Here is a 19,019-nt window from a genome sequence, read left to right on the forward strand (position 1 = left end):
AGCACCTCATAATGAATGCCTCGATACTGCACCCTGCCCATCGGCGCGAGAATAACCACGCCCGGCAATCCACTATTACGCCAACTGAAATGCCGGATGCTCACGCAGCGCCGCCACGCAGTGGTCGACAAAACTGCGCACGCGCAGTGAGGCATGGCGCCCTTCGCGATACACCACCTGCACGGGCAACGCCGGCCGCTCATAGGCGGGCAACACCCGGCACAATTGCCCCTTAAGCAGGTAATCATGCACGGGGTAACTCAGGCAGCGGATCAGCCCCGCGCCGCCGACGGCCGCATTGATCGCGCCTTGCACCGTAGAACAGACCAAGCGCGCACGGGCCTTGAGCAAATAATCCTGAAACTCCCAATAGATCGGGTCGGCATTGGCGATCAGCTGATGTTGCTTGAGGTCAGCCGGATGCCCGGGCTCGCCGTGGGCCGCGAGGTACTCGGGGCTGGCGCAGAGGATAGGTCGCACCTGCCCCACCGGCCGCGCGATCAGCGACGAATCAGGCAACTTGCCCATCAGTATCGCCACGTCCACGCCCTCTTCATGCAGGTTCACAAGATAGTCGTGGTAGTGCGCCTCCAGGCGCACGCCGGGATAACGCTCCATGTAACTGGCCAAGACCGGCGCCATCACATAGCGGCTGAACAGTAACGGCAAGAACACCCGCAGATTGCCCTCGGCCTGCACATGCAAACCCTTGGCCGATGCTTCGGCGGCCTCCACGGCGGCCAGCAAGCGCACGCAATCGGCCAGGTACGCGTGGCCCGCGTCGGTCAAGCTGACACCCAGGGTACTGCGCAGCAGCAACGGCACGCGCAAGTGTGCTTCCAGCCGTCCCAGCGCCCGTACCAATGTCGGGCCGGAAACGTGCGCAGCACGCGCCGCCGCCGCCAGGCTCGGTTGCCCGGCCAGTGCGGCGAACAGTTGCATATCGCGATAGCGCTGCATCAGCCGCTCCGCATCGTCGTCGGGTTCAAGGCAATGTCCTGGCCCAGACGCTGGGAAAGGAAGTCCACGAAGGTGCTGACCTTGGCCGGCACCCGCGCGCTTTTCTGGAACACCACTTGAATCGGCAACGGTGCCGGTTCGAATGCCTCCAACACAATTTCCAACTCACCCGCCGCCACCGCCGCCGCGACTTGATAGGACAGCACACGCGTCAAACCCCAGCCCAACCGGGCCAGATTGATCGCCGCATTGTTCGCGCTCACCACCAGTCGCGGTTCGACAGGTACCGTCAGTGGCTGGCCCGCTTCGACAAATGTCCACTCGTTCACCCGTTGGCTGGCGGACGACGTGGCAATCTTGAATTCACGCAATTGCGCTGGGTGCCCGGGCCGCCCCTGTTGATCGAGAAAGGCCGGCGCCGCACACACTACTCGGCGCACCTCGCCGACTTTAACCGCCTGTTGCCCCGGCTCGTGCAGATGACCGATGCGCACCGCCACATCGACGCCCTCGTCGGGCAGGTTGACCACGCGGTCGACCAGCAACGCGTTAACCGTCACCAAGGGGAAACGGTCCAGGTAATCGCCCAGGATCGGCGCCACATACCGTTCGCCAAACAGCACCGGCGCCGTCACCGTCAGGTGTCCGCAGGGGATGGAGTAACTCCCCGCCGCCGCTTCCTCGGCTTCATCGAGTTCGGCCAGTATGCGTCGACAGTCCTCCAGGTAACGCTGGCCGGCCTCGGTCAGATGCAAGCTGCGCGTGGTGCGCGAAAGCAACTGGGTGCCGATGCGCGCTTCCATCGCGGCGATAGCCCGGGTCACGCTGGGCGGGGAGGTTTTCAGGCGGCGGGCGGCAGCGGCAAAACCCTCCTCCTCGGCCACCGCCAGGAACACCCGCATTTCATGAAATCGATCCATCGGCACCCCTTTCCGGACGTTATTGGGTTTGCAAACCCGCCGCCGTGCGGGGCATGCCGACAAAACCCGGCAGCGCCTCGATACTGGCGAGCCAGGCCCGCACATGAGGGTAGTCGGCCAGCGACACATTGCCTTCCGGCGCGTGGGCCACGTAGGAGTAAAACGCGATATCGGCGATGGTCGGTTGTTCGCCGACGAGAAAACGCGTCTGGTTGAGCTGCTGCTCCACCAGTTTCAGCAAGGCGTGGGAACGGGCGATGGCATTGACGGTGTCGATCTCGGCGCCAAACACCACGGCCAGGCGCGCCGACGCAGGCCCGACATGCAATTGGCCGGCGGCGGCCGACAGCCAGCGCTGTACGCGCGCCTGCCCGACAGGGTCGCCCGGCAGCCATTGGCCTTTACCATAGGTGGCCGCGAGATACACCAGGATCGCATTGGAATCCGCCAACACGACACCGTTGTCGTCAATCGCAGGGACTTGCCCGAAGCTGTTGACCTCAGCGAGATAAGCCGCCGTTTTGTGCGCGCCCTGCTTGAGGTCCACCAGGATGAACTCCGTCGGCAGGCCTAGCAGGGACAACATCAGCTCGACCCGATGGGAGTGACCGGACAACGGGAAACCATACAGTTTGATCGCAGGCTGGGACATTGAGAGGCTCCAAAGGTTGGGGTTTAGACGCCCGCCATGTTCCACCACGATCCGAATCGTTGGAATCACCAGGATTTACAATCCAGCATTTCACCGGGTGGAACAATCCCCAAGGGCTCTCAGCGCTCCTCCAGGCGGTCGCGCAAAAACCGATGGCTGACGGAAAACAACCGCCGGTAGGTGAGCAGCACCGCCCCCACCGTGCCCAACGCCGATGATGCCGCGATCAAAAACATGATCACGATCTGGTAACGCACGGCATCCAGCGGGCTCTCCCCCGCCAGCACTTGGCCGGTCATCATGCCGGGCAGGCTGACAATCCCGACCACCGTCATCTGGTTCAGCGTGGGGATCATCCCGGCCCGCACGGCCTGGCGGATCGCCTCCTGGGCGGCTTCCCAACGTGAGCCGCCCAGGGCCAGGATCATCTCGATGGTGTTGCGCCCCGACGTGAGTTCCTGGGTCATGCGCTCAATGCCCAAGGACACGCCGGTCAGGGTATTGCCCAGGATCATGCCGAGAATCGGGATCGCATACTGCGGCTCATACCACGGGTGGATGCGGATTACCGCGAACAGGCCCACCGCCGTCACCAGCCAGGAACTGCCCCATACCGACACAATGCTGTCGACCCGCTGCCCACGGTAAGTGCGTCGCCCACGGCCCGCCGCCGACATCCCGGCGATCAAGGTCATCGCGCACATCAACGGCAGCACCACGTACCAGTAGGCAAACTCGAACACCCAGCCCAACAAATAACCGATAGCCATCAACTGCACCACCGTACGCACGGCGGCCCACAGCAACTGGCGCTCCAGGCCCAGACGCAGCAGCAACGATAACGCGCCGTTGATCAGGATCAGCGAGGCGGCGATGCCCATATCCACGGCGGTGAGATTTTGATAATTCATGGTTGGGCGACTCCGTGCAGAACACCGCCGCTCATCTGCAAATGGAGGTCGCTCATGCGCCGGGCCTGGTCCAGGTCGTGGGAAACCCAGATGTAGGCGCGGGCCTTGTCGGCGGCGTACCAGGCATCGATCAGTGCTTCGACATCACGGGACGAAGCAGGGTCGAGGGCGGCAGTCGGCTCATCCAGCAACAGCACTTCGGGGCCCAATTGCAGGGTGCGGATCAACGACACCACCTGGGATTCGCCCCCCGACAAATCGCCGGCGTTCTTGGCCAGGAAGTCCGGTTGCTTACCGGCATGTCCCAGCAACTGGGTCACGGCGTGCAGATCGAAGCGGCGATTGCGCAGGGTTTTGAGGCTGAACGGGAAGCGCAAATTGTCCTCCACGGTACCTTCGATCAACGCCGGGCGCTGGGACAGGTAGCTGATATGGCTGCGGTAATGGGGAATCTGCGTGTTGGCAATCGGTTGGCCATTCCACAGGATCTGGCCGCTGGTGGCTGCGTCCAGCAGCGCCAGCGCGCGCAGGAACACGCTTTTGCCGGAGCCTGAGGAGCCGGTGATCGACACGCGGTCGGCGCGGTTCAACATGAAATCGGTGGGTTGCAGCAAGGTCGCCTGGCGACGTTCGTCCTGGCGCGTGAGGGCGCGGGTTTCTATCAGTGCGCTCATGGACACGGTGTTCCTCTTGATCCTGTTGGCGCAATGGTGAGGTACGCGCGCGAAGAATTCATGAAGTTTTTTTAAAAATAATCCTCGGCACCGTGCAGATACACATAGGAACACAGGCTTACCCTGGCGAGCGAGCTTGCTTGCGCCAGGCTGCCGGGCAGCCCTTGAAGGTGCATCACCGCTTGGGCGATAACCCCACCGCACAGGCCACCACGGCGGGGTCGCCCACACCGTTCGCGCGCAGGCTGATCGGCGCATGCAGCGTTCGCGTGTCCACCGCTCGCAACACGGGTCGCTCAACCACTGGCGGACTGTATGCCGGGTCGACGATTTCCATGCAGCGGCGCAACGAGTTGAAATCGGGCGATTGCGACAGTGACAAGTGCAGGGTCTGGCTCACTGACACCGACACCATTGAACTCAATGCACACTGCCCGTCATAGATCAGGGTGTGGCGGATCAACGGGTTGTCGTGGCAGTACTTGAGCAGGTTGACCTGGCGCGAATGCACCAGTGCCGTGTTGATGATCAACAGGTCGAACGCCACCCCCACCGAACGTGTCAGCCCCTGCAGTTCTTCGAATGAACTGATGGGAGCAATACGGTAATAACCCAGTTGATTCAGCATTTTCTCAAGCTTGATCCGTTGCAGCAGGTCGGCATCGGCAATCAGAAGGCGCAGCGCTTTGTTAGACATAGGGTAAACCTGACAGTTGGGCATCAACGTTGATCAACGGTGAACACGGTAACGGTCAGTGGCCGGAGATGACTTTAAGGCAATCCTGAAACGGTGAACGGTGGTCAGGGCGCACTTTTAAGAATCGCCTCAAAGCCCTGCCCTCGCCTGGTCTCTACCATGGCCGCCGTCCACAAACGCCCCATGGAACTCACTGTGTTGATGTCACTTTTGCGAATGCTGCTGATCGCCGGCATGTTGCTGGCCCTCGCGCCGCCCGCCCGCGCCGCGCTGAAAATCGAAGGTACGCGCCTGATCTATTTCGGCCAGGACAAGGCGGCCGGCATCAGCGTGGTCAATCAGGCGTCACGGGATGTGGTGGTGCAAACCTGGATCACCGCCGAGGACGAAACCGCCAACCGCGACGTGCCGTTTGCCGCCACCGAGCCGCTGGTCAAACTCGGTCCCGGGGAGCATCACCGGCTGCGAATTCTGTACGCGGGGGCCGGTTTGCCCACCGATCGTGAATCGTTGTTCTGGCTCAACGTCATGGAAGTCCCGCTCAAGCCGGAAGATCCCAACAGCGTGCAATTCGCGATACGCCAACGCCTCAAGCTGTACTACCGACCACCCATGCTTGAAGGCGGCTCGAGCGAAGCGGTGCAGCAGTTGGCATGGCGCCACGACGGACAGAGCATCACCGTGAGTAACCCCAGCGCGTTCCACCTGTCGCTGGTCAACGTGCACACCGACACCCAGGCGCTCAGCGACTATCTGCTGCTCAAGCCCCACGAAAGCAAGACCCTGACCACGCCGGGCGCGTTGCCCAAAGGCACCACCCTCCACTTCACCGAAATCAACGATATCGGTTTGCAAGCGCGCCATCGCGCGGCGCTCAACTGATCCATCGCGGGGTATTGGCACCTATGTCACTCATCAAACGTGTTGTCCCTTTATTGCTCTGCGGCTGCGCTGCGCTGCCCGCCACCAGCTATGCGCTGAGCTGCGTGGAAGATGGCAGCGGTGCGTACGTGGACATCAACCCTCTTGGCACTTCGCTGGCGGTCGCGGCCGACGCACCGGATGGCACGATCATCTGGGAGTCGGGCCCGCGCTCCACTAATGTGCTGTGCAAGGACGACCGGAACCATGGCCGCGAAGAGGTGTATTTCTACGTCAACCCGGCCAATGTCAGCATCGGCCAGGGCATCCGCGTGGGCATCCGCTACAACAACGCGCCGATCACCCAAAGCACGGGCAAGGTCGGTACCGGTTTCTTCTCGGACCATGGCTGCACCTGGTCCAACTGCAAAGGTTGGGACAAGGCACGCTTTACCCTGAACTTCAGTGTATTCATTGAGAAATATGGCAAGACGCCGCCCAACGGCCAAGCCAGCACCCTGACCCAATACCGTGTATTTCAACTGGACGGTGTACGTGGGCTTAACACCAATCCCAACAGCAACCTCAATTACATCGTCACCGGTATGAACGACATCCGTTTCGTGCCCTGTGCGCCCGAGCTGACCATCACCCCCAGCGTGGTCAATTTCCCCACGCCTTCACGTACGGCGCAGGTCGGCGCCGTGGCCAGCAGTGCAAATTTCAACCTGAGTCTGCGCAAAGCCTGCGACACGCCCTACACCGTCAATGCGCGCTTCGCCACCACCCCGGGCGGCGGCAGTGTGATCAATGGTTTGCTGGTGCCAGCCAACAACAGCTCGGTGGGCATCGCGTTATCCCGTGCCGAAAGCGATCAGCGCCTGCCGTTCAATGAATGGTTCACTTTGCAGACGCTGATGGGCTCCGGCCAGGCGCGCAACGATTTCCGCGCGGACCTGAACTGGCGCACCCTGCCGATTCCCGGGGCTTTCGAGGCGGCCGTAGTGGTTGACATGTTTTACAAGTAGCTGACGACTTTAAGGATCGTCTTATGCCACTGGCAGCGATCTGCCACTACTCTCTGCCGATGCGATTGAAAAGTTATCTGCTCCAGATCAACCCCGTCCTTTCCCGACCCGAAGCAGCCAGAAGGCTGCTTCGTACGTTTGCCACCGTGTTATTGATCGGCATCCTGAGCGGGGTCTATACCTTCCTGCTGTCCACCTTCAACAACGACATCTCCCAGCGACGCGGCTACATGAGCAGCGCCATCGCCGAGGCACACACTTTTTTCACCAATCGCGAGGCCTTGCTCGAAAGCCTCAGCCTGTCGGCCGTGCGCAAACAGGCGCGGATCTACCCGCCCTCCCCGGAAGAAGAACACCTGCAACTGGGCGACATGCCCGGCAACCAGTGGAGCATCTGGCTCACCGCGCGCATGCGCGACTACCTCAAGGCCAAGCAACTCAACCTGCTCTATGTGAACGCCGGTCCCAGCCCACAGGTGATGCGCCTGTACAACTCGACCGCGCAGGCATTGCCTATTTCCAAGTGCATGCTCAACCGCCTGAAGGCCCTGCAACGTAGCAACCCGACCATGCTCGGGGAGCTATGGCTCAGTGACAGGACCGAGCACCACTCGCACCTGTACGTGTTTACCCGGCTGGATGAGCGCGATGTCAATTCAGGTTGGCTCGGCCTGGAGATGGAAAGCCGCGAGGTCTCCTCGGCGCTCAGCGACCAGAGCGCCGGCGAGTTCATGATGCTCAATTCCCAAGGCATGCTGGTATTCACCAACAGTGCCGATACGCGCCTGAGCCAACAACGCCTCAAGCCTGGAGAAGACAGCTTTTTCGGATTTGTCGGCAACGGCTGGTTGCCCGACCACCTGGTGATCCGCAAGCACTTGAAATCCTCCGACTGGCAATTGATGTATTCCATCGATCTGCGTGCGGTAGTCATCGGTCTATGGAAGCAACTGCTCGGTTCATTGTTATTCTGCCTGTTCAGCCTCACGCTGATCTGGCTGGTGATGCGCCGGGTCGACCAGCGCTTCATCATCCCGTCGATCCATCGCATCCAGGCCTTGATCGAAAGCGAAGCCTTTGGCCGCGATGTCATCCAGACCGCGCCGGTCGCCTTGTGTGTACTGCGCCGTACCGACGGCCAGGTGGTGCTGGAGAACACCCTGGCCCAGCAATGGCTGGGCAACGGCCCGGAACGCGAAACCCTGCGCGACGGCTGGATCGAGCAAGCCTTTGCCGGCGAACCTTCCGAACGCAGCGACTACTTTGAAACCGTCGACGGTCGCCACCTGTACCTGAGCAGCGTGCCCACCCGCTACAAAGGCGAAGACGTGCTGTTTTGCGCCTTCAGCGACCTCAGCGCCCGCAAACAGGTCGAGGCCGCGCTGGAAGAAGCCCGGCAATCGGCGGATGCCGCCAATGCTGCGAAAACCCTGTTCCTGGCGACCATGAGTCATGAGATCCGCACGCCCTTATACGGAGTGCTGGGCACCCTGGAACTGTTGGCCCGAACCCAACTGGATACCCAGCAGAAAGACTACCTGCATGCCATCGAAGGCTCGTCCGCCACGCTGCTGCAACTGATCTGCGATGTGCTCGACGTATCGAAGATCGAGGCCGGGCAACTGGCGCTGGAGATGAGTGAGTTCTCACCGTTGGACCTGGTGCATGAAATCATCCAGGGCTACGCCGCGGCCGCCCAGGCTAAAGGCTTGCAGCTGTATGCCTGCCTCGATCCCAAGTTGCCCGAGCGGTTGATTGGCGATGTGACGCGTATCCGCCAGATCCTCAACAACCTGCTCAATAATGCGGTGAAATTCACCGATTACGGGCGGGTGGTGCTACGGGTCAAGGTGCTCGGCCGCGACGGCGAGCGCTCCAGTGTGTTGTGGCAAGTCTCGGACACCGGCAAAGGCATCGCCCAGGAAGACCAGGCGATGATTTTCGAGCCGTTTTACCAGAGCGAAGGCAACACTAATGTGGTCGCCGGCACCGGGCTGGGCCTGCCGATCTGCCAGCGCCTGACCGAGTTGATGAACGGCTCGCTGCGCATGGTCAGCGAACTGGGCCTGGGCAGCAGCTTCAGCCTTACCCTGCCGCTGGAAGAAGCGCCTACCCTGCCGATGAGTGCATTACTGGCCGACACCATTTATGTCGCCTCCCCCATTCCGGAACTCGCCCACGCCATCAGCGGTTGGCTGCGGCGCTGGGGCGCACGGGCCCAGGCCGGCCTGCCGACCCTGCCCGACCAGAACCTGCTGCTGCAATTGCACCCCGGCAGCGTCGACCCATTGCTGGCACCCGACTGGCCGGGGCCGGTGATCCATGTCAGCAGCAACGCCTGCACCAGCGTGGAAGCCGAGGCCGGCGCGTGGCACGTCAACCTCAACCACCTCGGTGCGATCCATCAGGCAGTCAGCCAGGCCCAGGGGCTGTGGGTGGCCCGCAGCGATGAGCAAACGCGCCAGCGCGATGTCGACGCACTCAACCTGCACCTGTTGGTGGCCGAGGACAACATCATCAACCAACTGATATTGCGCGACCAACTCGAAGAACTCGGCTGCACGGTGGAGCTGGCAGCCGATGGCCAGGAGGCGCTGCAGTTGTACAGCGCCGGGCATTTCGACGTGGTGCTGACCGACGTCAACATGCCCCACATCAACGGATATGAACTGGCGCGCGAACTGCGCCGCCAGGGCTGCCCGTTGCCGATTATCGGAGCCACCGCCAACGCCATGCGCGGCGAGGCCGACCTGTGCCTGGCCGCCGGCATGAACCACTGCCTGGTCAAACCCTTTGCGTTGCGGGCTCTATTCAATTCCCTGGCGCCTTATGCACGGATCACCCATGAAGCCCCTTAGTATTTTGATTGTCGAGGATCATCCCCTGCAGCACATCTACCTGCAGCACCTGCTCACTGAGTTGGGGGATTTCAGGCTCGAAACCGCCGAGGATGGCAAACAAGCACTGGAGCGTCTGCGCCAGCGGGATTTCGATTTGGTACTGACCGACCTGCTGATGCCCGGCATGGACGGCGTGCAATTCATCCAGTGCCTGGCCAACCTGCGCTGCAAACCGGCCCTGGCGATCATGAGCGCAGCCTCGCGGCGCATGCTGATGGCGGCCAGCCTGGTGGCGAAAAACCTTGATGTCGAAGTGATCGGGCTGATCTCCAAACCGGTCGCCGTCGAGGCCCTGCGCAGCCTGGTTGAGCAACTCAAGAACAAAATGCACCAGCCCTCTCCCGACTTGACCGAGTACCTGGACATCGACCGTCAGACGTTGATCCAGGCCATGAGCAACGGCCAGCTCCAAGCGTGGTTCCAACCGAAAAAATCCCTGGCCAACGGTCGTATTGTTGCCGCCGAAGCCCTGGTGCGCTGGATGCATCCCGAGCAAGGTGTGATGCTGCCGGCCGCGTTCCTGCCGGCGATCAAGGCGTTCGAGCTGGAGGAGCGCCTGTTGTGGGTGGTGCTCAAGCAGGCCATTCACGCCCAGGAGCGTTGGCGCCAGCGCGGTTATGAAATACCGGTGTCGATCAACCTGCCCACACACTTGCTCAACAGTCATGACCTGGCCGACCGCCTGCTGGAGTTCGTGCTGCACTACGATGGCATTCCCGGAATGATTTGCTTCGAGCTGATGGAGTGCTCGGTGCCGCAGGACATCAGTAACTTCTACGCCGGAGCCTGCCGCCTGCGTATCAAGGGCTTCGGACTGTCCCAGGATGATTTCGGAAAAGGCTACAGTTCATACCTCAACCTGGTGTCCACCCCGTTCACCGAACTGAAGATCGACCAGGCCCTGGTCCAGGGCAGCCACGACAACGAAGGCATGGCCCAGGCGCTGGCGAGCATCATCGCGCTGGGCCGCAAACTCGGCCTGACCGTGGTCGCCGAAGGCGTGGAAACACCCCAGCAACTGGCCCTGCTGCGCAAGATCGACTGCAATCAGGTACAAGGCTTCCTGATCTCCCATGCGGTGTCTTCAGACCAATTTCAGCAGCTACTGAACAATGATGGCCCCGCGACATCTCACTAGCTGACGGCCCCGGATCATTTGCCTTTTTAAGGGCTAAGCTCCATCCAGCGCCGATTTATCCAGCGCCTGCGGAAACCCCAGATGAAGCACAACAACGCGATCCTCGAAGCCTTTACCCGTAGCTCTGTACGCCTGAATAAAGGCCTGATGGTGCTGATTGGAATCGCTTTGCTGCTGCTCCTCAGCAACTACTGGTCACTGCAACGGGGAATCGAGACCCGCTACGGCGCCACGCGCTTTCACTTCGCGCGGCTGATGGAAAACTTCGCTGAGCAGCAAACCTACCTCAAGAGCCTGACTCACCCGGGCATACAGGCCGAACTGTTGCGTGCCACTCACGTTCAGGTCAGCCTGAAAAGCCGCATGGTCGACAACCGCCGCACGCTGTACGAAGGCCAGAAGTACTCGTTTTCGGTGCCGTTCAGCGTCAAGTTCGATGAGCAGCAGGTCGGTGTCGCCGCCAGACCGCCGATTTTTGCCTTGGGTGCGCACCTGACCAGCTACTACAGCGCCTTCTGGTCCTCGTCGCCGTACGAGGCGCCGCAAACCTTCCTGCTCAACCGCCAGACAAACTACACCATCACCATTCCGTCCGTGGGTTACCAGCGACGGGAAACTACCGAGGAAACTGGCAACCTGGTGGCGTTGGTCAAGGCCGTGCAAAACACCCTCGCGCAGACGCCGCAGCCGCTGGAGGAAGATCGCGTGTACTGGCAGACCGGACCAGAACCCGGACACCTGCTGGCCTATATCGGCCTGCCACTCGACGGTCAGGGCCAGGCGGTGGTGGGCACCTTGCTCGACCTGGCGCAGGTCGACGACGTGCAGCGTGCCCTGGATCACTCGGCATTTGATCGCTTCACCCTGATTGCACCCGACGGCAACCGATTGATCGGACCCGCGACACTGGCGCCACTCAGTGATGGCGTGCACTTCACCGCCCAGGGCTTCGAATTCAAGATTACCCAGGCCGGCGACCAGCCCTGGAGCGCGGTCTACGGCCTGGATTACTCGCACTTCTTCCATTCCGCCGTATGGCCGCTGAGTACGCTTACGCTACTGCTGGCCAGTTTGATCACCCTGGGTTGGGCCGGCAGCCGTTGGTATCGGCGCCAGGTAATCACGCCGGCGCGCCTGGCCCATGAACACATTGCCGAAAGCGTGGCATTCAGCCGCGTTGTCATCGACACCGCCCCCACCGGCCTGTGTGTGGTGCGGCGCAGCGACGGCAAGGTATTGATCGAAAACCAGCGTGCCCAGCAATGGCCAGGCAGCGCTCGCCTGGTGGCGGCCATGGCCGGTCAACATGAGCATGCCGAGAACGGCGAGACGCATCTGGAGATCGAAGGCCGGCACCTGCAAATCGGCTTCGTGTCGACCCGCTACCAAGCGGAAAACGTGCGGTTGTACGCGTTCAACGACATCACTCGGCATGTCGAAGATGCCCAGGCGCTGGAAGAGGCGCGCCACGCTGCCGATACCGCCAACAAGGCCAAGACGCTGTTCCTGGCGACCATGAGCCATGAAATCCGCACACCGCTGTATGGCGTCCTCGGCACCCTGGAATTGCTCGGCCTGACGGACCTGAACCCGCACCAGCAAACCTACCTGCACACCATCCAGCGCTCGTCCGCCACGCTCTTTCAACTGATCAGCGATGTGCTGGATGTATCGAAGATCGAGTCCGGGCAAATGGTGATAGAAGCCATGGATTTCTGCCCACTGGACATACTCGAAGATACGCTGCACACCTATGCCGCATCCGCCCAACGCAAAGGGTTGCAGCTGTACAGCTGCATCGACCCGCAGTTGCCGGACGGCGTAATAGGCGACCCGATACGCATTCGCCAGATCCTCAACAACCTGGTGAGCAATGCCATCAAGTTCACCGACTCCGGACGTGTAGTCATTCGTGCCCGAGTGACAGGGCGCGATGCCGACAACGTCGACCTTGAATGGCAAGTCGCCGACTCCGGCGTCGGTATTCCCGAGGCACAGCAGGCCAAACTGTTCGATCTGTTCTACCAGGCGCCGGATACGGCCTGCGAAGGTGGCGCAGGCCTGGGGCTGCCTATATGCCGGTGGCTGGCGCAGATGATGCAGGGTGAAATCAGGGTGGTCAGCGAGCCGGGCCTGGGCAGCAGTTTCACCTTGAAGATGCGCCTGCCACTGTGCGGCGGCACGCTGCCCAACCTGCCACTGATCGAACCGAGCTCGACGCCGGTGTATGTGCAGGCACCGGTACTTGAGCTGGCGCAGGCAACGAGCGACTGGCTCAATCGCCTGGGTATTGCCGCGGTTCTGGCAGCGACCGCACAGGAAAAACACCACCGCCACGCGGTATTGGTCGACCTGCTGCCCAACGAGCCCTTGCACCCCTGGCCCGGCCAGCGTGTGCTCTGCCTGCCAGGTGCGCACAGCCCGCCGCTGTACACGGCGCAAGGTTGGGTGGTGGATATGCACGACGTGCGTACGCTCGCCGCCACCGTGTCACTGGCGCAGCACGGCAAGCATGAACAACTGGCGGCGGCACAGCCACAAAGCGCGGGGCAATTGGGGTTGCGCATCCTGGTGGCCGAGGACAACCCGGTCAACCAGGCGATCATCAAGGAACAGCTTGAGGCGCTTGGTTGTTCGGTGACCCTGGCCGCCAACGGCGAGCAGGCGCTGCAACTGTGGCAACCGCAGGTCTTTGACCTGGTGCTGACTGACGTGAATATGCCGTTGATGAACGGCTATGAACTGGCCAGGGCGCTCCGTGAGCATGACCCGCACTTGCCGATCCTCGGCGTGACCGCCAATGCAATGCGCGAGGAAGGCATGCGCTGCCTGGCGGTGGGCATGAACGCCTGGATCGTCAAACCCCTGAGCTTGCAAACCTTGCGCGCCCAGTTGATCAAGTGGTGCCGGGTCAAGCCGCCGCCGGAGCCTGTAGCCGAGGTTTTCGATGACGGCGTGCAACTGTCGGACAAGATGCGCGCGCTGTTCATCAGCACTGTGCAGCAAGACCTGCGGCGCATCGGCGCAGCGCTGGAACAACGCGATGCCCACAGCCTCGGGCACCACCTGCACTCAGTCGCCGGCGCCCTGGGCGCCGTGCAGGCAGTGGCGCTGTCCCAGGCCTGCATCGAACTGGAAAGCGCACTCAACAGCAGCAGCCTCAACACCGCACTGGTACTCAAGGTGAAGGCTGTCATGCAGCGAATGTCGGCCATTCTGGAGACACTCCAGCCTGGGCACACTTCACTCACTTGAACTGGCATTACGGACGGCCCCTTATGAAAACATTCAACGTGGTTATCGCGGACGATCACCCGATCGTGCTGCTCGGTGTACGCGAATTGGTGGAGCGCGATACGCGCTTTGCGGTCGTGGGCGAGGCCGTCTGTTCGGCGGGCTTGATCGAGTTGCTGCAACACCAGGTAGTCAACATTGTGATCACCGATTACAACATGCCGGGCGACTCGCCCTACGGCGACGGCCTGAAGCTGGTGGAGTACCTGAAACGGCACTTTCCTCAGGTCCAAATCCTGATCCTGACGATGATTTCCAATCAGCTGATTCTCACCCGCCTGCAGGAGCTGGGGGTGGTCGGCATCATCCAGAAAAGCCAACTGCATACCGAGATCCAACTGGCGCTCAAGGCGATTGCTCAACAAGGCACTTATCACAGCCTGGAGCCGGCCAAGACGTCGGTGATCGAAACGCTGACGGCCATCGACGAGCGCTTTTCCACCTTGTCACCCAAAGAGTTTGAAATCCTGCGCTTATTTATTTCCGGCATGAGCGTAAGTGATATTGCGCGCTGCCAGAATCGAAGTTCTAAAACCATCAGCGCGCAAAAGATTTCAGCCATGCGAAAACTTGAAGTCAGCAGTGACCAAGACCTGTTGGCTTATTGCCTGGCGCGCAACATTTTCAACTAACGAACAACTTGCAAGCCATTCCTGGACAATGGCTTCGCCCTTTATTTACTGGCCTTAAACCCAATCGACCAGCGCAGCCTCCCCGCCTTTTGAGCCGCTTATAAGAATCGTCTTATTTTCCCGCCTGCCGCCGCCCACTACTCTTTCCTGGCAGTTCAACAACAGTATTTCCCAACTAACACTTACGGACATCATCATGAAGAAGTTTTCCCTGGCTGTTATCGCCTCGGCCATTATCGCCGCTTCCGGCAGTGCGTTCGCCGAAGACCCGGTAACGCCCACTCCAACCCTGGGTGGCAGCGGCAAAATCACCTTCACCGGCGTCATCAACAACGACGCGTGCTCGGTAGACGGTGCCAACTCCGACCGCACCATCTCAGTCGATATGGGCAACGTTTCGATCAAGGACATGGGCACCGCAGAAAACCCGGCCGCCGGCCGCGTAACCGCCAAAGACTTCAACCTGAACGTCAACTGCAACAAAGGCACCAAGGTGGCGATGATCTTTGACGCGAACAACGGCGGTTCGGGCCTGGTCACCGGCAAGAAGGTCCTGGCGCTGAACGCCGGTTCCGCATCGGCGAAAAACGTCGGTATCGCCCTGCTCGACAGCAACGGTGCACTGATCGACCTCAGCTCGCCGTCCACCGCGCGCATTGAAAGCACCATCCACGGCCAGGGTACTGAAGGCGGCGACGCCACCTTGAGCTTCGCGGCCGCCTACGTCACCACCGCAGCCGCCGGCTCCGCCGTTGCCGGTCGTGGTGATGCGACCCTGCCGTTCATCCTGCAATACGAATAATCGGCGCACGAGCACCGAACGCGCGAGGCCCTGCGGCCTCGCCATTTTTCTTTCTGATCACACTGGAAAACCTCATGCTGCCTCGTTCGATTGCTGCATGCCTGGGGCTGCTGGGCATGCTTTTGGCGACCCAGGCCAGCGCCAGCATTTCACTGAATGCCACCCGTATCGTGTTCGATGGCGACCACAAGGAAGCCAACATCACCGTGCGCAACGGCAACCAGGATGTGTTGGTGCAATCCTGGGTCGACATGAATGGCGCCAGCGCCAGCCGCGCGCCCTTCGCCGTCACGCCGCCCCTGGCCCGCGTGTTTGCCAAGGAGCAGCAACTGCTGCGAATTCTGTATGAAGGCACCGGCATGCCCACGGACCGTGAGTCGGTGGTGTGGCTCAACGTACAGGAAATCCCCAAGGCCAGTGACGCCGAGAACACCTTGCAGTTGGCCATCCGCCAACGCATCAAGATTTTTTTCCGCCCTGCCGGCCTGCCCGGCAGCGCCTTGCAGGCCCCGGCACAGCTTGAGTGGGCATTGGTCCGCCACGGTGCGCAGACGCTGTTGAGCGTGAAAAACCCGACGCTGTATCACGTGTCGATGGCCGACATCAAAGTGCAGGCGCAACTGGCGAGCGACTCCACCATGATCGCGCCCGGTGAGCACAAGCAATTTCCGCTCGGTGCCCTGCCCACCAGCGGCCCGGTGCAGTTGTCGTTCTACAGCATCAACGACTACGGCGCGCAGACTCACTACACCGCGCCCCTGTCCAGCGGCGTTTCGGCCCCCGCACGCGCCACTGAATCACGTCTGGCCCCTTAAGCATTTTCTCTAACCCCCGGGCGAACGCGGGGCGCGTATCTACGTGCCCGCCTGTTCGCTGAGGAGGGATGTCAAAGGTCTTCGCATGTCTTCTCTTTCCAGCAACAGGCCCGCGCGTTACGCGCTGAGGCTCAAGACACTGTCGCTGGCGATTGCCGCCAGCCTGCCGGCCTGGGCGATGGCCGATGAAGCCGGCGAAGCGTTCAACACCACGTTCTTGCAAGGTGGGCAGGCGGTCGACCTGCAGCAATTGCTCGCGGCCAACAGCGTGCTACCCGGCAATTACCGGGTGGACCTGTACAGCAACGAAGTGCTGGTGGGCCGGCGCGATATCGACTTCCTGCGCAACCCGAAAAATGGCCAGGTCGAAGCCTGCCTGACCCTCGACCTGCTCAAGCAACTGGGCATCGACATGGCCCGCTTGCAGGCCCAGGGCAAAATCGACCCCGAGCATCCCGCGCCCTGCTATTCACTGCCTCAGTTGATCGAAGACGCCAGCGTGCGGTATGACAGCAGCCGCCTGCGCCTGATGGCGAGCATTCCACAAATAGCCCTGCAACGCGGCCGGCGCGGCTATGTCGACCCGCAGTTGTGGGACGACGGCGTGCCGGCCGCGTTCATCAACTATCAACTCAACAGCAGCCGCACGGCCGGCGACTATAAAACCCGTGTCGCCAATAACCTGGGCTTGCGCAACGGCATCAACCTGGGCGCCTGGCGCCTGCGCAACGAGTCCAACTTCAGTGGCGGCACCGCCCGCGCGAACACCTTCACCAGCAACCGAACCTACGTGCAGCATGACGTGACGGCGATCAAGGGCCAGTTCAGTGCCGGTGAGATTTTCTCCGACACCGACCTGTTCGACAGCGTGCGCTATCGCGGTGTGAAGCTGGCCTCGGACGAAGGCATGCGCGCCGACAGCGAGCGCGGCTATGCGCCGGTGATCCGTGGCGTGGCGCAGACCAACGCGACGGTAGAGATACGCCAGAACGACTACATTCTCTACACCGCAAACGTCGCGCCGGGCCCGTTCGAGATCAACGACATTTACCCCAGCGGTTCCAACGGTGATTTGCAGATCACCGTGATCGAAGCCGACGGCAGCCGCCGCGTGACGACGCAGGCGTTTTCCAGCCTGCCGATCATGGTGCGTGAAGGCCAGGTCAAGTACAGCGTCTCGGCGGGCACGTTCAAGAGCAATGCCGAAGGCCTGGCCACCCCACGGTTTGTCAGCAGCACCCTGGCGTACGGCTTGACCAGCAGCCTGAGCGGTATCGTCGGCGTGCAGGCCAGTGAGGCGTACAATGCGCTGTCCCTCGGCGCCGGTAAAAACACAGCGCTGGGCGCGGTGTCGCTGGATGTCACGCATTCGTCGAGCAAGGCCCGCGGACAGACCACCCAGGGCAACAGCATCCGTGCGCTGTATGCCAAGACCTTTGCCGGCACCGACACCAACTTCACCCTGGCGGCGTACCGCTACTCCACCGAGGGCTACCGCAGCTTCGCCGACCATGTCGAAGACATCAGTGAAGGCGCCCGTGTGCGCACCGGCAACTCCAAGACCCGCACCGACCTGACCATCAACCAGAGCATCGGGCGTAACCGCGAGTACGGCAGCCTGTATATGAACGCCAGCGATCAGCGCTATTGGAACCGGGGTGGCTCGCAGAGTTTTTCCGCCGGCTACACCAGTAACTGGGGCGATGTGACGTACAACGTCGGTGTAACGCGTACCAAGCAAATCGTCACCTGGGGCGAACCCAGCGATGACACCCAGGTGAACCTGTCCATCTCCTTCCCACTGGGCAGCCAACCGCGTGCGCCACGAGCGTTTGCCACCACCAGCAGCAACCACGGCGACACCACCACCCAAGCCGGTATCAACGGCTACGTCGCCGATACCAGCGACACCTTTTATTCGGTGCAAGCCGGCCACAGCGACACCAGTGGCGATTCGGGCTCGGTGAATATCAACAGCCGGACCTCGGTGGCGGACGTAAGCCTGGGTTACAGCCAGGGCCAGGGCTACAACTCGCAGAACCTCAACCTCGCGGGCTCCGTGGTGGCCCATGCGGGTGGCATCAACCTGGGGCAGACCGTCAGTGAAACCTTCGCGCTTGCCGAAGTACCCGGTATCAGCGGGGCAAAAATCGGCAGCTACAGCGGCGTCGAAACCGGCTACAACGGCTATGCGGTGATCCCCACGGCCCAACCTTATCGGGTGAACTGGGTCAGCCTGGACACCCGCGACCTGGGCGGCGACGTAGAAATCACCAATGCCACCCAACAACTGGTGCCGCGCCGTGGCGCCATCGTGGTAGCGCATTACAGTGGCACCACCGGGCGGCGCGTGTTGTTCGAGTTGTTCGATGCCCAGCATCAGCCGTTATCATTCGGCGCCTCGCTGGAAGACGCCCAAGGCAAGCAACTGGCGATCGCAGACCCGAACGGCAACGCCCTGGCATTGGTGGAGCAGGATCAAGGCACCTTGGTCATCAAGTGGGGCGAGCGGCATTGCAGTGCGAGCTACACGCTGCCACCCCGGAACAAGGCGCTGAACTACGAACGCCAGGCACTGGTGTGCAAGCCCGCACAATGATCCGTTTTCGCCAGGCCGATGGCGCAAGCCTGTGTTCGGCCAGCGTGATTCGACGGGGCGCCCAAGCTCAAAACCAGTCCCCAAGCAGATCAGGAACAGACTGAATTGAGCTGATGCGTGAAGCAACCTGTGGCAG

The 19,019-nt window shown here is 61.5% G+C and carries 15 protein-coding genes; 9 read left to right on the plus strand and 6 right to left on the minus strand.

Annotation, left to right across the window (positions count from 1 at the left end; genetic code table 11):
* Positions 1-75: 75 nt before the first annotated feature.
* The 6 genes from EXW71_RS05670 to EXW71_RS05695 all read right to left on the minus strand — a co-directional run bounded on the left by EXW71_RS05670 (position 76) and on the right by EXW71_RS05695 (position 4,814).
* Entirely contained in the window at positions 76-960 is an 885-nt protein-coding gene (locus EXW71_RS05670) for a LysR substrate-binding domain-containing protein (protein ID WP_134656704.1), read from the minus strand.
* Positions 960-1,880, minus strand: a complete 921-nt coding sequence (locus tag EXW71_RS05675) for a LysR family transcriptional regulator (protein ID WP_134656705.1) — start codon at positions 1,878-1,880, stop codon at positions 960-962. Before EXW71_RS05675 ends, EXW71_RS05670 begins: the two co-directional genes overlap by 1 nt.
* A gap of 19 nt (positions 1,881-1,899) precedes the next feature.
* Complete coding sequence (locus EXW71_RS05680) at positions 1,900-2,532, minus strand: glutathione S-transferase family protein (protein ID WP_134656706.1); 633 nt, start codon at positions 2,530-2,532, stop codon at positions 1,900-1,902.
* A gap of 119 nt (positions 2,533-2,651) precedes the next feature.
* Positions 2,652-3,443 (minus strand): iron export ABC transporter permease subunit FetB, encoded by a 792-nt coding sequence (gene fetB, locus EXW71_RS05685; protein ID WP_123716927.1) that lies wholly within the window; start codon positions 3,441-3,443, stop codon positions 2,652-2,654.
* Positions 3,440-4,117, minus strand: coding sequence for an ATP-binding cassette domain-containing protein (locus EXW71_RS05690; protein WP_134656707.1), 678 nt, complete (start codon positions 4,115-4,117; stop codon positions 3,440-3,442). The genes fetB and EXW71_RS05690 overlap by 4 nt, the downstream gene beginning before the upstream one ends.
* 175 nt (positions 4,118-4,292) lie before the next feature.
* Positions 4,293-4,814 (minus strand): chemotaxis protein CheY, encoded by a 522-nt coding sequence (locus EXW71_RS05695; RefSeq protein ID WP_123716925.1) that lies wholly within the window; start codon positions 4,812-4,814, stop codon positions 4,293-4,295.
* Positions 4,815-5,015: 201 nt separating this feature from the next.
* Between EXW71_RS05695 and EXW71_RS05700 the strand changes: the two genes are divergently transcribed.
* From EXW71_RS05700 to EXW71_RS05740, 9 genes are all read left to right on the plus strand, one after another.
* A complete protein-coding gene (locus EXW71_RS05700) occupies positions 5,016-5,696 on the plus strand; it encodes a molecular chaperone (RefSeq protein WP_256657082.1) in 681 nt (226 codons plus the stop codon).
* Positions 5,697-5,719: 23 nt separating this feature from the next.
* Positions 5,720-6,703: a fimbrial protein gene (locus EXW71_RS05705; protein WP_134656708.1), complete on the plus strand. Its 984-nt coding sequence runs from the start codon at positions 5,720-5,722 to the stop codon at positions 6,701-6,703.
* Between the two features lie 59 nt (positions 6,704-6,762).
* Positions 6,763-9,561, plus strand: a complete 2,799-nt coding sequence (locus EXW71_RS05710) for an ATP-binding protein (protein ID WP_134657860.1) — start codon at positions 6,763-6,765, stop codon at positions 9,559-9,561.
* Positions 9,548-10,741 (plus strand): EAL domain-containing protein, encoded by a 1,194-nt coding sequence (locus EXW71_RS05715; RefSeq protein ID WP_134656709.1) that lies wholly within the window; start codon positions 9,548-9,550, stop codon positions 10,739-10,741. The genes EXW71_RS05710 and EXW71_RS05715 overlap by 14 nt, the downstream gene beginning before the upstream one ends.
* 81 nt (positions 10,742-10,822) lie before the next feature.
* Positions 10,823-13,996 carry a hybrid sensor histidine kinase/response regulator gene (locus EXW71_RS05720; RefSeq protein WP_134656710.1) on the plus strand — a complete coding sequence of 1,058 codons (3,174 nt, stop codon included), beginning with the start codon at positions 10,823-10,825 and terminating at the stop codon, positions 13,994-13,996.
* 23 nt (positions 13,997-14,019) lie between these two features.
* On the plus strand, positions 14,020-14,667 hold the full coding sequence (locus EXW71_RS05725) for a response regulator (RefSeq protein ID WP_134656711.1): 648 nt from the start codon (positions 14,020-14,022) through the stop codon (positions 14,665-14,667).
* A gap of 196 nt (positions 14,668-14,863) precedes the next feature.
* Positions 14,864-15,469: a fimbrial protein gene (locus tag EXW71_RS05730; protein ID WP_123716920.1), complete on the plus strand. Its 606-nt coding sequence runs from the start codon at positions 14,864-14,866 to the stop codon at positions 15,467-15,469.
* Positions 15,470-15,543: 74 nt separating this feature from the next.
* Positions 15,544-16,284, plus strand: a complete 741-nt coding sequence (locus tag EXW71_RS05735; RefSeq protein WP_134656712.1) for a molecular chaperone — start codon at positions 15,544-15,546, stop codon at positions 16,282-16,284.
* An 85-nt stretch (positions 16,285-16,369) separates the two neighbouring features.
* A complete protein-coding gene (locus tag EXW71_RS05740) occupies positions 16,370-18,883 on the plus strand; it encodes a fimbria/pilus outer membrane usher protein (RefSeq protein WP_134656713.1) in 2,514 nt (837 codons plus the stop codon).
* Positions 18,884-19,019: the final 136 nt, after the last annotated feature.

The organism is Pseudomonas sp. BCA17 (assembly GCF_004519405.1).
In the GTDB taxonomy this organism is placed as follows: Bacteria; Pseudomonadota; Gammaproteobacteria; order Pseudomonadales; family Pseudomonadaceae; genus Aquipseudomonas.

Coding starts and splice junctions, on each gene's coding strand:
- EXW71_RS05670 (WP_134656704.1), bottom strand. CDS start 960: ATGCAGCGCTATCGCGATATGCAACTGTTCGCCGCACTGGCCGGGCAA.
- EXW71_RS05675 (WP_134656705.1), bottom strand. CDS start 1,880: ATGGATCGATTTCATGAAATGCGGGTGTTCCTGGCGGTGGCCGAGGAG.
- EXW71_RS05680 (WP_134656706.1), bottom strand. CDS start 2,532: ATGTCCCAGCCTGCGATCAAACTGTATGGTTTCCCGTTGTCCGGTCAC.
- fetB (WP_123716927.1), bottom strand. CDS start 3,443: ATGAATTATCAAAATCTCACCGCCGTGGATATGGGCATCGCCGCCTCG.
- EXW71_RS05690 (WP_134656707.1), bottom strand. CDS start 4,117: ATGAGCGCACTGATAGAAACCCGCGCCCTCACGCGCCAGGACGAACGT.
- EXW71_RS05695 (WP_123716925.1), bottom strand. CDS start 4,814: ATGTCTAACAAAGCGCTGCGCCTTCTGATTGCCGATGCCGACCTGCTG.
- EXW71_RS05700 (WP_256657082.1), top strand. CDS start 5,016: ATGTCACTTTTGCGAATGCTGCTGATCGCCGGCATGTTGCTGGCCCTC.
- EXW71_RS05705 (WP_134656708.1), top strand. CDS start 5,720: ATGTCACTCATCAAACGTGTTGTCCCTTTATTGCTCTGCGGCTGCGCT.
- EXW71_RS05710 (WP_134657860.1), top strand. CDS start 6,763: ATGCGATTGAAAAGTTATCTGCTCCAGATCAACCCCGTCCTTTCCCGA.
- EXW71_RS05715 (WP_134656709.1), top strand. CDS start 9,548: ATGAAGCCCCTTAGTATTTTGATTGTCGAGGATCATCCCCTGCAGCAC.
- EXW71_RS05720 (WP_134656710.1), top strand. CDS start 10,823: ATGAAGCACAACAACGCGATCCTCGAAGCCTTTACCCGTAGCTCTGTA.
- EXW71_RS05725 (WP_134656711.1), top strand. CDS start 14,020: ATGAAAACATTCAACGTGGTTATCGCGGACGATCACCCGATCGTGCTG.
- EXW71_RS05730 (WP_123716920.1), top strand. CDS start 14,864: ATGAAGAAGTTTTCCCTGGCTGTTATCGCCTCGGCCATTATCGCCGCT.
- EXW71_RS05735 (WP_134656712.1), top strand. CDS start 15,544: ATGCTGCCTCGTTCGATTGCTGCATGCCTGGGGCTGCTGGGCATGCTT.
- EXW71_RS05740 (WP_134656713.1), top strand. CDS start 16,370: ATGTCTTCTCTTTCCAGCAACAGGCCCGCGCGTTACGCGCTGAGGCTC.